The following is a 13,353-nucleotide window of genomic DNA, read 5'->3' as shown; positions in this document are numbered from 1 at the left end:
GTAAAAGCCTAATGAAAGTCGATACTGCACAACTGATTACCTCAGCCCAACGGGTTCTGGATATCGAGCTGGATGCGATTCAAAACCTCAGAAACGCCTTTGATGAACACTTTATCCAGGCCTGTCAGTTGCTGCTTGGTTGCAAGGGCAAGGTTGTCGTTACCGGTATGGGAAAATCCGGTCACATTGCCAATAAAATTGCGGCAACACTGGCTAGCACCGGCACACCGGCATTTTTTATGCACCCAGGAGAAGCGGGACACGGTGACCTGGGGATGCTGGGTAAGGAAGATGTGTTACTGGCGATTTCCAACTCTGGTGAAACCTCTGAAGTGGTGTCTTTGTTGCCGGTAGTCAAGCGGCTGGGTATAAAAATCATTGCGATGACCCGCTCTGCGGAATCTGCCATGGGGCGTTATGCTGATATCCACCTGTCTATAGCGGTGCCGCAGGAAGCCTGCTCCCTGGGACTGGCCCCAACATCCAGCACCAGTGTAACCCTGGTGTTAGGAGATGCGCTGGCAATCGCGTTGCTGGACGCCAAAAACTTTACTGCTGAAGAATTTGCCCTGTCGCACCCCAGTGGTTCACTGGGCAAAAAACTGTTACTCACCTTACAAGATATTATGCATACCGGTGATCGCGTTCCCACCGTTGACGCAAACAGCAGTGTGCGGGATACCCTGGTCGTTATCACTCAAAAAAGCTTAGGCCTGGCGGGCATCGTTGACGAGCAAGGCAAGCTGATTGGGGTGTTTACTGATGGCGATTTACGCCGGGTTATCGATGCCAGAAAAGACGTTCACGCCACGCTCATCAAAGATGTGATGACCAAAAACTGCTATACCGCCCGCAAAGATATGTTGGTGGCAGAAACGCTGACCCAAATGGAGAACCGCAACATCAGTGGCCTGATTGTGGTAGATGACGAGCAGCGTCCCATTGGTGCGTTAAATATGTTAGATATGGTCAAATCCGGGGTGGTTTAATGACACAAGTTGACACGCTTTACGGCCCGCTGGCCCCTCAACTGATAGAGTATATGCGCGACATCAGACTGCTGGCCTGTGATGTAGACGGGGTATTCAGCGATGGTCGCATTTATCTGGGTAACCAGGGAGAAGAGCTCAAGGCGTTTCACACCAAAGACGGCTATGGTCTGAAAGCACTGTTAACCGCCGGCGTCGAAGTTGCCATCATAACCGGCAGAAAATCGCAGATAGTCTCTGACCGGTTTTCAGCGCTGGGGGTGCGTCATATTATCCAAGGCGAAGAGCAGAAAAAGTCTGCGTTACAAACACTGCAACACTCCCTGAATATTCCCGCGCAGCACACTGCCGCGATTGGCGATGATTTACCCGATACCGGCATGTTTGAATTAGCCCAACTAAAAGTGGCTCCCGCCGATGCGCATCCGGGCGTACTGCATTTAAGTAATTACCGCACCACCACACCGGGTGGATTCGGATGTGTTCGGGAATTATGTGACCTGATATTATTCAGCAAAGGAAAACTGCAAGGTATATTGGCGAGTAGCGTATGAGTCGTATTCACATCAGTATCGGTCTGTTATTTATCGTATTGCTAACCCTCTACGTGAATATGATTGCCGATGATAATACGCCACAAACCATAGACGACACACCGGAAGCCTGGAATCCCAATTATCAGGCCCGCAATATGAAAAGTACCCTCTATAACGAATCTGGCAGCGTCAACCACGAGGTGTTTGCCTCCTCGATGGAGCACTACGATATTCTCGGCTTTACGCTGTTTGAACAACCCGAATACACCATTTACACCGATGAAACAGACTCCCCCTGGCAAATTGTTGCAAATGAGGGGACACTGTATAGTGATCAACGTATTGAACTTGAGCAAAATGTCCTTATCAAAAGTCTTAATCAGGACGACTTTGTACAAACTATCGAAACCAGCTTTGTAGAAATTGATTTGCTCAACAAAACAGCCAAATCGAATAACCCGGTCACCATCACCGGGTTGGATTTCATTATTGAAAGCAACGGCTTAACAGTTAATCTGTTGACCCGTAAACTGGAACTCAAAGACCATGTTAAAACGATTTATCAACAACCTGTTGCCCATTAGCAGTGTATTGCTCCTGCTGTCATGTCCGGCATGGGCTGGGAAAGATGACTTTAAACTTCCCATTGAGGTTGATTCAAAATCTCAGTTTGTCGATGGAAAACGCAAAACATCTGTATTCAAAGAAGATGTTAACGTGCGCCAGGGCACCCTATCCATTAATGCTGACGAAGTGAGAGTGTCGGCAGAGGATGGCAAAGGCAAAGAAATCTTTGTGGCGCTTGGCAAACCCGCTGTTTATTCCCAAACTATGGATGACGGCAGTAAAATCACCGCCAAAGCTGAAGAAATTCGTTACATTGTTGAGTTTCGGACCCTGGAGCTTAATGGTGCGGCAGAACTTTATCAGGACACCAGTATGGTGAAAGGTGAAAAGATCAGCTTTAATTTAGAGAAAGAACAGTTAATCGCCGGAAGCAACGAAGCGGATGGCAGAGTGACCACTGTTTTTCAGACCGACGATAAAAATTAATCTGCAAGTGCAACCGAACAAGGAAACTCATTTAAGTGCCCACGTTATACGCGAATAATCTGGCAAAATCCTATAAAAGCCGTCAGGTGGTGCGAGATGTCAGCATTGAAGTTAGTACCGGCCAGATAGTTGGTTTACTGGGACCCAATGGGGCCGGGAAAACCACTACATTTTACATGATCGTCGGTCTCGTTCCCCTGGACAAAGGGGAGATTTTTATTGATCAGCATCAACTGACCTTGCAACCTATGCATGTGCGGGCGCGTCATGGCATCGGTTATTTGCCCCAGGAATCTTCAATTTTCAGAAAACTCAGTGTGTTCCAGAATCTGATGGCCATTTTACAAATGCGCAAAGAGCTGGATAACGAGCAACGCGAAGAACTTGCCGATGAACTGCTGGATGAATTTAATTTAAATCACATTCGTCATAATCTGGGCATGAGCTTGTCTGGCGGTGAGCGTCGCAGAGTAGAGATTGCCCGCGCTCTGGCCGCCAATCCGCAATTTATTTTGCTGGACGAACCCTTCGCAGGCGTTGACCCTATTTCTGTTAATGATATAAAGAAGATTATTCACCACTTGCGGGACAGGGGGATCGGCGTACTGATCACTGACCACAATGTCAGAGAAACGCTGGATGTCTGCGAACAGGCCTATATTGTCAGTCATGGACAGGTCATTGCCGAAGGCGAACCCGAAACAGTTTTAGCAAATCAGCAAGTAAGAGATGTATACCTGGGTGAGCAATTCAGGCTATAGTAACACTAACAACAATCTAAAGATTGGGGCACAGTAACCCTGAGCTCTGGAGTCGGAAAAAACCATTTTTAATGAAGCCGTCTTTACAACTAAAATTTAGCCAACAGCTAACAATGACCCCTCAATTGCAGCAAGCAATTCGTCTGCTGCAACTGTCAACGCTTGACCTGCAACAAGAAATTCAGGATGCGTTAGACGCCAATCCATTGCTGGAAGTGGATGAAAATACCGAAGCCGGTAGCGATGAAGCGTTGGAATTACTCAAAGAACCCAAAACGGCTGAGTTGAATGGCGCCGACAGCGACAACGAATTCAGTGGTTCAGACGGCATTGACTCCAGTGATGCACTGGAAAAGAACGATTTACCCGATGAGCTTCCCATAGACAGCACCTGGGACGAATACTACAGCGCATCATCAGCACCCGCCTCGTCAGGTGGTGTAGGCCCGGATGACGACCAGGTGTATCAGGGTGAAACCAGTGAATCCATACAGGATCATCTGCTCTGGCAATTACACCTGACCCCGTTCAGCGAAACCGATGAAGCCATTGCTTTGGCCATCATAGATTCTATTGATGAATCCGGTTATCTCACCGTTTCGGTTGAGGAAATCCTCGAAAGCCTCGATGATGAAGAAATTGAAATCGACGAAGTGGAATGTGTCAGAAAACGCATTCAACACTTCGACCCCTTAGGTTCAGGCTCAATCACACCACAAGAGTGCTTGCTGGTGCAGTTGGGGCAATTCCCCAAAGACACTCCCTGGTTACAGGAAGCAAAATCACTGCTGTGTGACTTTTCCGATCTGTTAATGGCAAAAGATTTTCGTACCTTGATCAGAAAATCTAAATTGCGTGAAGAACAGCTCAAAGAAGTATTAAAGTTACTGCAAACCCTGAATCCGCATCCGGGCAGTACCTTGAATACTAAAGAACCAGATTATGTGATCCCCGATGTCTCGGTCATGAAAAAATCCGGACGCTGGATTGTCGAACTCAACCCCGATTCCGTGCCAAAGCTCAATATCAATCAGCAATATGCCGCCATGAGCCGGGGCAGCAGAAATAGTGCCGACGGGCAGTTTATTCGCTCGCATATGCAGGAAGCGAAGTGGTTTATCAAGAGTATCGAAAGCCGCAACGACACCCTACTCAAAGTGGCCAATTGTATTGTCCAGCAACAGCACGGCTTTTTCGAGCACGGGCCGGAAATGATGAAGCCCATGGTGCTTAACGACGTGGCTGAAATGGTGGATATGCACGAATCTACGATTTCCCGTGTGACCACGCAGAAATACATGCACACCCCGAGAGGGATCTTTGAGCTGAAGTATTTCTTCTCCAGCCATGTGGCCACAGAAAATGGTGGGGAATGCTCCTCTACCGCCATCAGGGCATTGATTAAAAAACTGGTGGCCGCTGAGAATCAGGCCAAGCCACTCAGTGATAGCAAAATTGCGCAATTGTTAGCCGATCAGGGCATTATGGTAGCCCGGCGAACCATTGCAAAATACCGGGAATCGCTCTCGATTCCTCCATCTAACCAACGTAAGAGTCTGTTATAGACTTCCCTACAAGAAGGACGACCAATTATGCAAATAAACTTATCAGGTCATCACGTCGAAATCACCGATTCTCTTCGCGATTATGTCGATACAAAATTCACTAAACTGGAACGACATTTTGATCACATAAACAATGTATATGTCATCTTAAACGTTGAAAAACTCAATCAAAAAGCAGAAGCAACCATGCACCTCGACGGTGGAGAAGTTTTTGCGACATCCGAGCACAAAGACATGTACGCTGCCATTGACTCTCTCATCGACAAGCTCGACAGGCAGGTAATTAAGCATAAAGAAAAGCTCAAGAGTCATTAGAGGAGTCTAAACGAGGATGGAAATCAAAGACATCCTTTCATCGGACTGCACGCGCTGTGCAGTCCCCATTACCAGCAAAAAACGCGCTCTGCAAATCATCAGTGTTGTTGCCAGTGAAAAACTCAGCGAACTCAATGAAGAAGACGTTCTGAACAGTCTTCTGTGCCGGGAAAAAATGGGCAGTACCGGGATCGGCAACGGCATCGCCATACCACATGGTCGTGTTGAAGGTCTGAGTAGTCCCCTGGCTATTGTACTCACCTGCTCGCCTGGTATAGAATTTGACGCAATCGACAATCAACCGGTCGATATATTTTTTGCGATTTTGGTGCCCGTTGAGCAAACAGAAGGTCACTTGCAAACCCTGGCCCGTATAGCTCAAAAACTCAGTGACAAAGAGGTCACCAAAGTAATCCGCAATTGCCATTCAGACAACGCATTATATGAAGCATTGGTATGAAATTAATTGTGATCAGTGGACGGTCCGGCTCAGGAAAGTCTGTAGTATTAAGGGCGCTTGAGGATCTTGGCTACTATTGCGTAGACAATCTTCCGGTGAGTATGTTACCCACACTGACCCACGCGGTTGTCAGTGAATACGACCAGATTGCCGTCAGTATTGACGTGCGTAACTTACCTAAAGACCCAGAACAACTCACAGAGAATCTGGATTTTTTGCCCAACAAAACCGACCTGACCATTATTTATCTGGATGCCAGTGACGATATTTTGGTAAAGCGTTACAGCGAAACCAGACGCCTTCATCCCTTATCCAAAAACAACATTTCTCTGGCTGACGCTATCGTTAAAGAGCGGGAACTTTTGGTCCCTATTTACGAACGCGCAGACCTGCACATTGATACCGATAAATTGTCGATCCATCAGTTGGCAGAACTGGTGCGAGAACGCATTCTGGGCAAGAAGTCCTCACGACTGGTCCTGGTTTTTGAATCCTTTGGCTTTAAAAACGGTATTCCGAAAGACGCCGATTACGTCTTTGACGTGCGCTTTTTGCCTAATCCACACTGGATACCTGAACTCAAACCCTATTCAGGTAAAGATGCGCCCGTTGCTCAATACCTGACAGCACAGCCCATCGTGGTGAAAGTGATCGGTCAATTTCAAAACCTGATCGAAACCTGGCTGCCGCATCTTGAGAGAAACAACCGCAGTTACGTGACCGTTGCCATAGGGTGTACCGGCGGACAACATCGCTCAGTATTCATCGCTGAAACCCTGGCGAATTATTTTTCTGTTGCTCACCCTGATGTGCAAATCAGACACCGGGATCTGGACGCGTGAATCGAGCAGAACGAACCCTAACCATCACCAATAAACTGGGCCTTCACGCCAGAGCAGCCACCGAACTGGTGAAGCTGGCCGCCTCATTTTCCGCAACTATTATGCTGCACAAAGACGGCAAAAGTGCTTCTGCAGACAGTGTTTTGGGCTTAATGATGCTGGAAGGGTCACAAAACAAACAGGTGAAAGTCATTTGCGAAGGCAATGATGCCGAGCCGGCATTAGAGGCAATTTCCGCATTATTCTCCGCGCGGTTTAACGAAGCTGAGTAGTGTTTCACAATATTTAAACCTGGATTGTGATTTGTTTCATTAGTAGATATCCAGCAGCCACTTATTGCTATAAACTATAATAAACGAACAATAACAATGACCTGTGTATACAGAACGCTCATCTGTAAAGGACTTTCAGGTTGTTAATGGAAATCAGTTCATCGCAAAAATAAGGAGTGTCGATAAGTGCCGGGAACACCTTATCTAAATCTAAAACATCGTGATTTAGCCGGATTCGGTACAGCTTTCTACACCCTTATATCAGCCCGCAGCAACGTTTCTCAGTATCCGCAAAGCCAGTCAGCAACGTTTGACATGGCAGTATTCTCTCTTGTGCCCTCTGGTGAGGAAGCACACTGATGGAACAAAATAAGCTCGAACAGGAATACGTCACCACGCAACTGGATGCCATTAACGACGCGCTCAGTAATGGCCTGTTTGTGCATGTGCGCAAAATGCTGCACAGCATTCCCCCCGCAGATGTCGCGTTACTTTTAGAATCCACCCCGGTTCGCAATCGTTCTTTGCTCTGGAAACTCATCGATACTGATTACCACGGCGATGTGTTAGAAGAACTGTCTGAGGATGTGCGCAACGGCATCATGCGCGAAATGGTGCCTGAAAAACTTGCTGACGCCCTGGAAGATATGGACACCGACGACCTTGCAGAAATGCTGCACGGTCTGCCTGACAGAATGGTTCAGGATGTCCTGGAGTCCATGGACAGCATGGACAGAGCCAGAGCAGAACAAGCCTTATCCTATGGTGAAGGTACCGCCGGTTTCATTATGAACACCGACACTATTACACTGCGACCGGAAGTCAGTGTAGAAGTGATTCTGCGCTACCTGAGACTCAAGCAGGAACTACCGGAAGATACCGACATGCTGTATGTCACCAACCGCTATGATCGGTTGATTGGGACGGTGCCTCTTACCAGCCTGATTACTGCGGCCCCGGAGATCAGTGTTGAAGAAATCATGGAAGAAGAACCGGAAGTCATCAAGGTGGATCTGGACGAAACCGAAGTAGCTAAATTGTTCGAGCGTCACAACTGGCTGTCGGCACCTGTTGTGGATGCCAATCATCAACTGGTAGGCCGTATTACCATTGATGACGTGGTTGATATCATCCGTGAAGAGGCCGAACACTCCATGATGAGTATGGCGGGTCTGGAAGATGAAGAAGATACCTTCGCTCCGGTACTCAAAAGTACGCAACGCCGCTCCATCTGGTTAGGTGTCAACCTGTTTACGGCTCTGATGGCCGCCATGGTCAGCGACCTGTTTGAAGCCACATTAAGTCAGTTGGCGGTTCTGGCCATCCTCAATACTATCGTTCCCAGCATGGGGGGTGTGGCCGGTAACCAAACCCTCACTCTGGTTATTCGCGGTATGGCACTGGGCCATGTCAGCGCCTCAAACTCTCGCTGGTTGATCAGTAAAGAACTGGCTATCGGCTTTCTCAATGGCATCATCTGGTCGGTTTTGATTGCCTCGGTTGTTGCCGTCTGGAAACAAGATTACATGTTAGGATTGGTGATTGCGTTTGCCATGATGGTCAATATGGTTGCAGCGGGCCTGTCGGGCGTTATCCTACCCATCGTGATGAAAAAGCTGAAAATCGACCCCGCGTTGGCGGGCAGTGTGATTCTCACCACCATTACCGATGTGGTGGGTATCTTTGCGTTTTTGGGCACCGCCACCTGGCTGTTGCTGTAGACCCGCATCCAACATGGTTTTCGAATTAAATTTCAAACCAAAACGCGCTAACTCATAACCCAAAAGTCAGAAATTACTCCAATACTCCTGAGGTCTTGTTGTCTGTTAATTACACTACAGGAATACAATAATGATCCGTATCGTTTCTACACTGTTTGCACTTTTCGTTAGCTTAAATACTCTGGCTGGGATTGATACCCAAACCGATGACAATGGCGTGATATTGGCAGGGCATGATGCCGTGGCCTATTTCACTGACAACAAACCTGTGATGGGTAAGGCTGAATTTACTGCTGTTTACCAGGGAGCCATTTATCGGTTCAGCTCTGCTGAAAACCGCAATACCTTCAACCAAAATCCGCAGCAGTATGCCCCTGCTTACGGTGGTTATTGTTCAACCTGCACAAGCTTTGGCAAAAAATTTGAAGTCAATGGCAAAGCCTTCAAAATTGTCGACGGACAATTGTTCGTTAATAAAAACGAAGAAATTCACGCGTTTTGGTTAAAAGATGTTGCCGGCAATATTGTCAAAGCCGACAACAACTGGCCGGAAATTAAACACGTGCCCGCCGATGAACTCTGATTGCTAAGTGTCACTTTATCCCCGCCATCGCGCGGGGACAGGCAGAACCAGACTGCAGCCTGAACGCGATTGCCAGTTTGGCGAAGCACGGTTAGTGATTAAAACGCTTTTCTCAGATAAGGTCGGTAATTGGCAGTCCAAAAATTTTCCTCTATACGCTGCCGCAATTCAGCCTCACTCAGCCCGGGCACATCCCCCTCCTGAACAACCACATTCGCGATGGCCAGCGCAATGTCTTTACTGATCGCCTGAATTTCCTGCAAAGGTGGTAGTAACCCGCCACAGCCCTGATTTACCAAAGGCGAACAACCGGCCAACGCTTTACTGGCCGCCATCAACATTGCATCCGTGATGCGCTTAGCCCCGGTACTGACCACCGCCAGACCAATTGCAGGAAACACATAACTGTTGTTGCTCTGACTAATTACGTGCTGAGCCCCTTGCAGGCTGACATCGTCAAACGGACTGCCCGTTGCAAGCAAGGCTGCGCCATTCGTCCAGCGCAAGACGTCTTCGGGTTGAGCTTCAGCCAGACGTGAGGGATTACTCAGCGGCAATATCACCGGTTGCGCGCAATATTGATGCATTGCTTTAATGGCAGCTTCATTGAACAAACCAGGCTGACCGCTAACGCCCAACAACATATCCGGTTGCACCGCATGCATAACATCCTGCAAACTGTGTTCCGTGTGACTAGAAAGCCCTGCCGGTAAGCCAGCATGTGCCAGACGGGCCTGAAATGGCTTCATATCAGGGGTGGACGTGGTCAGTATTCCATCCCTATCCAGCATATAAATCTGCTGCCGTGCCTGTTCATCGGTCAGCCCTCGCTCTCTCAGACAGGCAATCCATTGTTCTGCAATTCCACAGCCAGCTGACCCTGCCCCGACAATAACAACGCGTTGCTGAGTGATATCCACTTTTTTAGCCGCACAGGCGGCAAGCATGACTGCAACAGCGACCACCGCCGCGCCCTGAATATCGTCATTGAAGCAGCAGTATTCCTGCTTATAACGCTGCAACAGCGGCGTTGCGTTATGTTGCGCAAAATCTTCAAATTGAATGAGGGCGTTGGGCCAACGTCGCTTTACGCCCTGCATAAAAGCATCCACAAATTCGTGGTATTGCTGCTCATTGATGCGTCGGTGACGACATCCCATGTACATGGGATCAGATAGTAACGCCTCATTGTTGGTGCCAACGTCTAACATCACAGGCAAGGCATACGCGGGACTGATACCACCACAGACGGTGTACAGCGATAGTTTTCCGATCGGAATACCCATGCCACCAATGCCCTGATCCCCCAATCCCAGCACCCGCTCACCATCAGTCACCACAATGATTTTGATATTGCGCTTGGTGGCATTATGTAAAATGTCATCGATTCGATCTTGCTGATGATGGGCAATGAATAATCCCCGGGCACTGCGGTAAATATCCGAGAATTGCTGGCAAGCCTCACCCACCGTTGGGGTATAGATGATCGGCATCATCAGCTCGATATGCTGTTCAACCAGACGATAAAACAAAGTTTCGTTGCTATCCTGAATATCCCGCAAAAATATATGCCGTGCCATATCCGATGTTAATTGCTGGTATTGCTTAAAGGTGCGCTCAACCTGCTGCTCTATCGATTCGTATTGAGGCGGTAACAGACCTTCTAAATTAAAGGCAATACGCTCACTTTCGCTAAAGGCACTGCTTTTGTTAAGCAAAGGCATATCCAAAAGCGATGGCCCCGCATGGGGCAAATATAAGGGTTTTTGATTCTTATTGTGCATTCACAGTAATCTCAGGTGTTGTTATTCAGATGCAATTGCGTAGCTCAGAAAATCAGCGGAGCTACCCACACGGCAAGTGCTGTTACCAACAGGATACTCATCAGATTGAGGATAAATCCGGCTTTCGCCATCTGCGGAATACTGATGTAACCCGAGGAAAACACGATAGCATTAGGTGGTGTTGCCACCGGCAGCATAAAGGCACAACTTGCCGCCAGAGTCACTGGTATCATCAGCATCATAGGTTCGCCTCCCATTTCCAGCGCCAACACAGCCACAACCGGCAGAAAGGTTGCCGATGTGGCGAGATTGCTGGTCAGCTCAGTCAGGAAGATCACCAGGGTGGTCGCACAGAGAACCAACACAATCATGCCAAAGGCATTCATGTTCACGAGCCCCTCGCCTAACCATTGCGCCAGACCAGAATCAGATACCGCCGCAGCCAGACTCAGGCCCCCACCAAACAAAACCAGTACCCCCCAGGGAATGGATTTCATGTCTTCCCATGCCATTAATGCACCTTCCCGTCCCTTTCCCGCAGGAACAATAAACAGTGCAACAGCGGCAAACATCGCTATTCCGGCATCGGAAAGTCCATCAATAGATAACCAGGTCGACAGCAAAGGCCGGGTCATCCACGCCAGTGCCACCAGACTAAAAATTATCCCTACCCGCCATTCTTCCTGACGGACCGGCCCCAATGCCTGGCGTTGTTTTGCCAGTTGCATACGCGCACTATCCGGGGTTACAAACGAGACCGGGTAAATCCAACGAGTTAGTGCCAGCCAGGCGATGGGGAGCAGAGTGACACTCAGTGGCACTCCGATGAGCATCCACTTTGCAAAATCCAGTTGCACATTGTAGGTTTCATTCATAAAGCCCACTAAAAAGGCATTGGGGGGTGTGCCCACCAGCGTAGACATGCCGCCAATGGTTGCGGCGTAAGCAATGCCCAGTAACAACGACAATTGAAAATGCCGCCGCTCTTTCAGCGAAAAACCGGATTGTTCTGTTTCCATGGTAGAGACGATGGACAATGCAATAGGCAGCAACATCATGGTGGTCGATGTGTTTGTCATCCACATACTCAAAATGGCACTGACAATCATAAACCCCAGAATAATGGAACGCGCAGAACGACTGACATAACTCAAAATAAAGTAGGCGATACGCTTGTGCAGGTTGGCTTTCTGCAATGCCGTCGCAATAATAAAACCACCTAAAAACAAGTAAATCGTCGGATTAGCATAGGGGGCAGATGCCGCCTTTATGGGCAAAATATTCAGTGGCGCAAACACCACTAAAGGCAGTAACGCCGTAACGGCGACATGCACCGCTTCTGTGGACCACCAGATTGCCATCCATACACCGATCGCCGCCGTCATCCAGGCGGTATCACTCAGCCCTTCGGGGGTTGGGGAGATTGCAATTAATATAAACAGCAAAGGTCCCAACCACATGCCCAGATTTTGGTATCCGGCGCGGCCACTGGCGGCTTGCTGATTGTCTGTAATGGGTAAGTCTTGGGCCATGCTCATTACTCCTTCAGCATTTCCGGAAACAGATAATGAACGGCTCCGGGCACCATTTTGGTGCTGCTGTGACCGACACCCTGTACAACGTCGATGCGCCATGGGGATTCGATATTGCGTTCTATCACAGTGTTCATGACTGTGGCGTAAAACCGCAATCCACGAGAAAACACGTTGCGTCCCTGAGCATTGGCCCTGGCACTGTTACTGAGCGCCTTGGTACGAGGCCCGGTGTCCTGATCCCCTAACATGATGGTCAGAGGTTGTTGCAACCAGACATCAACTGACTCTGGCGTATGCGCAGTACCGCCGAGTCCAAAAGGATACGGGCTTTCATCCGGCATGGTAAAAAACGCCGGGTTGGCCGCTACCGCCTGAGATACCGGCGCATTGGGGCGATTCAACATAAAGGTATGTACAAATCCGCCGCCGGCAGAATGCCCGTACAACGCAAACCGGGTTTGCGCGGAGCCAAATCGGCGCACAAAATCGTCAAATACCAACTCAGGAACCGAATAAAACTGCATGGCTTCGGGTTGCGGTTGCCCCTGGTGGTCGGTCAGCCCCCCCAGATTATATAAGTACTCACTGTCACAAACCTGCAAACTACAACCAATAGCCAACACCACAAACTGGTGTTTTAACGCCAGTTCATGCCATTGATCACGGTATTCATCGGCGTTGCGTTTTGCTCCGGGAATAACCAGTAATACCGGCGTATCTTCACCGGCCCCTTGTGGAACAATAAACTCCACGTTGATTTTCCCGCCAGGCCATTGGGTAAATGAGTAATTGCCCACCTCTCGCCCCTGCCAGGGTTGCGTGGGTATCGTCGCGCAAGCGCTTTGAAAAACAGACAGCAACAACAACGCTGCCGTCATGGAAAACATTTTCATCATAATCGTTCTCTTTAATGGATTACATCCGGCGTCTGAGTGAC

The 13,353-nt window shown here is 48.7% G+C and carries 15 protein-coding genes; 12 read left to right on the top strand and 3 right to left on the bottom strand.

Annotation, left to right across the window (positions count from 1 at the left end; translation table 11 throughout):
- The first annotated feature begins 11 nt into the window (after nucleotides 1-11).
- The 12 genes from LJ740_RS05735 (at nucleotide 12) to LJ740_RS05680 (ending at nucleotide 9,097) form a co-directional block, all read left to right on the top strand.
- Nucleotides 12-989: a KpsF/GutQ family sugar-phosphate isomerase gene (locus LJ740_RS05735; protein ID WP_229528120.1), complete on the top strand. Its 978-nt coding sequence runs from the start codon at nucleotides 12-14 to the stop codon at nucleotides 987-989.
- Nucleotides 989-1,543 (top strand): 3-deoxy-manno-octulosonate-8-phosphatase KdsC, encoded by a 555-nt coding sequence (gene kdsC, locus LJ740_RS05730; RefSeq protein WP_229528119.1) that lies wholly within the window; start codon nucleotides 989-991, stop codon nucleotides 1,541-1,543. Before LJ740_RS05735 ends, kdsC begins: the two co-directional genes overlap by 1 nt.
- Entirely contained in the window at nucleotides 1,540-2,109 is a 570-nt protein-coding gene (gene lptC, locus LJ740_RS05725; RefSeq protein WP_229528118.1) for an LPS export ABC transporter periplasmic protein LptC, read from the top strand. The genes kdsC and lptC overlap by 4 nt, the downstream gene beginning before the upstream one ends.
- Nucleotides 2,072-2,578, top strand: a complete 507-nt coding sequence (lptA, locus tag LJ740_RS05720; RefSeq protein ID WP_229528117.1) for a lipopolysaccharide transport periplasmic protein LptA — start codon at nucleotides 2,072-2,074, stop codon at nucleotides 2,576-2,578. The genes lptC and lptA overlap by 38 nt, the downstream gene beginning before the upstream one ends.
- Before the next feature lie 35 nt (nucleotides 2,579-2,613).
- The gene (gene lptB, locus LJ740_RS05715; protein WP_229528116.1) at nucleotides 2,614-3,339 is read left to right on the top strand and encodes an LPS export ABC transporter ATP-binding protein; all 726 of its coding nucleotides are present in this window, start codon (nucleotides 2,614-2,616) and stop codon (nucleotides 3,337-3,339) included.
- A gap of 71 nt (nucleotides 3,340-3,410) precedes the next feature.
- Nucleotides 3,411-4,904, top strand: a complete 1,494-nt coding sequence (locus tag LJ740_RS05710; protein WP_229528115.1) for an RNA polymerase factor sigma-54 — start codon at nucleotides 3,411-3,413, stop codon at nucleotides 4,902-4,904.
- A gap of 27 nt (nucleotides 4,905-4,931) precedes the next feature.
- Nucleotides 4,932-5,219 (top strand): ribosome hibernation promoting factor, encoded by a 288-nt coding sequence (gene hpf / locus LJ740_RS05705; RefSeq protein WP_229528114.1) that lies wholly within the window; start codon nucleotides 4,932-4,934, stop codon nucleotides 5,217-5,219.
- A gap of 16 nt (nucleotides 5,220-5,235) precedes the next feature.
- Entirely contained in the window at nucleotides 5,236-5,679 is a 444-nt protein-coding gene (gene ptsN / locus LJ740_RS05700; protein WP_229528113.1) for a PTS IIA-like nitrogen regulatory protein PtsN, read from the top strand.
- Complete coding sequence (rapZ, locus tag LJ740_RS05695; RefSeq protein ID WP_229528112.1) at nucleotides 5,676-6,521, top strand: RNase adapter RapZ; 846 nt, start codon at nucleotides 5,676-5,678, stop codon at nucleotides 6,519-6,521. The genes ptsN and rapZ overlap by 4 nt, the downstream gene beginning before the upstream one ends.
- On the top strand, nucleotides 6,518-6,793 hold the full coding sequence (locus LJ740_RS05690) for an HPr family phosphocarrier protein (RefSeq protein ID WP_229528111.1): 276 nt from the start codon (nucleotides 6,518-6,520) through the stop codon (nucleotides 6,791-6,793). The genes rapZ and LJ740_RS05690 overlap by 4 nt, the downstream gene beginning before the upstream one ends.
- Before the next feature lie 359 nt (nucleotides 6,794-7,152).
- Nucleotides 7,153-8,514: a magnesium transporter gene (mgtE, locus tag LJ740_RS05685; RefSeq protein ID WP_229528110.1), complete on the top strand. Its 1,362-nt coding sequence runs from the start codon at nucleotides 7,153-7,155 to the stop codon at nucleotides 8,512-8,514.
- 130 nt (nucleotides 8,515-8,644) lie between these two features.
- The gene (locus tag LJ740_RS05680; RefSeq protein ID WP_229528109.1) at nucleotides 8,645-9,097 is read left to right on the top strand and encodes a YHS domain-containing (seleno)protein; all 453 of its coding nucleotides are present in this window, start codon (nucleotides 8,645-8,647) and stop codon (nucleotides 9,095-9,097) included.
- Between the two features lie 98 nt (nucleotides 9,098-9,195).
- On the opposite strand, the gene LJ740_RS05675 is transcribed toward LJ740_RS05680, so the two are convergent.
- Genes LJ740_RS05675 through LJ740_RS05665 form a run of 3 tightly spaced genes read right to left on the bottom strand, consistent with a single transcriptional unit; the run spans nucleotide 9,196 to nucleotide 13,312 of the window.
- A complete protein-coding gene (locus tag LJ740_RS05675; protein ID WP_229528108.1) occupies nucleotides 9,196-10,881 on the bottom strand; it encodes an NAD-dependent malic enzyme in 1,686 nt (561 codons plus the stop codon).
- Nucleotides 10,882-10,925: 44 nt separating this feature from the next.
- Nucleotides 10,926-12,413: an SLC13 family permease gene (locus tag LJ740_RS05670; RefSeq protein ID WP_229528107.1), complete on the bottom strand. Its 1,488-nt coding sequence runs from the start codon at nucleotides 12,411-12,413 to the stop codon at nucleotides 10,926-10,928.
- A 5-nt stretch (nucleotides 12,414-12,418) separates the two neighbouring features.
- The gene (locus LJ740_RS05665; RefSeq protein WP_229528106.1) at nucleotides 12,419-13,312 is read right to left on the bottom strand and encodes an alpha/beta fold hydrolase; all 894 of its coding nucleotides are present in this window, start codon (nucleotides 13,310-13,312) and stop codon (nucleotides 12,419-12,421) included.
- Nucleotides 13,313-13,353: the final 41 nt, after the last annotated feature.

Origin of the sequence: Planctobacterium marinum, assembly GCF_020687805.1 — a bacterium.
In the GTDB taxonomy this organism is placed as follows: domain Bacteria; phylum Pseudomonadota; class Gammaproteobacteria; order Enterobacterales; family Alteromonadaceae; genus Planctobacterium; species Planctobacterium marinum.
The sequence above is the reverse complement of the archived record's forward strand: the minus strand, read 5'-3'. Positions and strand labels throughout refer to the sequence as shown.